This window comes from Niallia circulans NBRC 13626 (genome assembly GCF_001591585.1).
In the GTDB taxonomy this organism is placed as follows: domain Bacteria; phylum Bacillota; class Bacilli; order Bacillales; family Cytobacillaceae; genus Niallia; species Niallia circulans.
The window spans coordinates 1-552 of record NZ_BCVE01000059.1 but is presented as its reverse complement, the minus strand read 5'-3'; the positions used below and the strand labels follow the sequence as shown (position 1 = coordinate 552).

Sequence of the window (552 nt, the reverse complement as noted above, 5' to 3'; positions counted from 1 at the left end):
AAGTAGAACAGGCAGTAAGAGAAGCGACAATAAGCCAGCGTTTAGGCCAAGAAAGTGCTGGCCGCGAGAAATTAGTACAAGCACTCACAAAAGCAGAACAAGAAGTAACGGCCCAACAATCCAAACCAATAGCAACAGAGCAAAGCAAAGCCGTACAAGACCAATTGACTCAAACGAAAGACCAAATAAAACAAGAGCCTAATCTACAAAAGGCAATCCAAACAGTAAAAGAAACAATTGTCAATAATCCAAAAATGCCGCCAGAAGTAGTAAAACAGGTAGAACAGGCGGTAAGAGAAGCGACAATAAGCCTCCGTTTAGGCCAAGAAAGTGCTGGGCGCGAGAAATTAGTACAAGCACTCACAAAAGCAGAACAAGAAGTAACGGCCCAACAATTCAAACCAATAGCAACAGAGCAAAGCAAAGCCGTGCAGGATCAATTAACTCAAACGAAAGACCAAATAAAACAAGACCCTAATCTACAAAAAGCAATCCAAACGGTAAAAGAGACGATTATTAACAATCCGAAAATGCCGCCGGAAGTAGTAAAAC

Annotated in this window: 1 pseudogene; it reads left to right on the top strand. The window is 41.7% G+C overall.

From position 1 onward, the window contains the following. A pseudogene (locus tag BCI01S_RS25720) lies at positions 1 to 552 on the top strand (hypothetical protein); the annotation flags it as partial.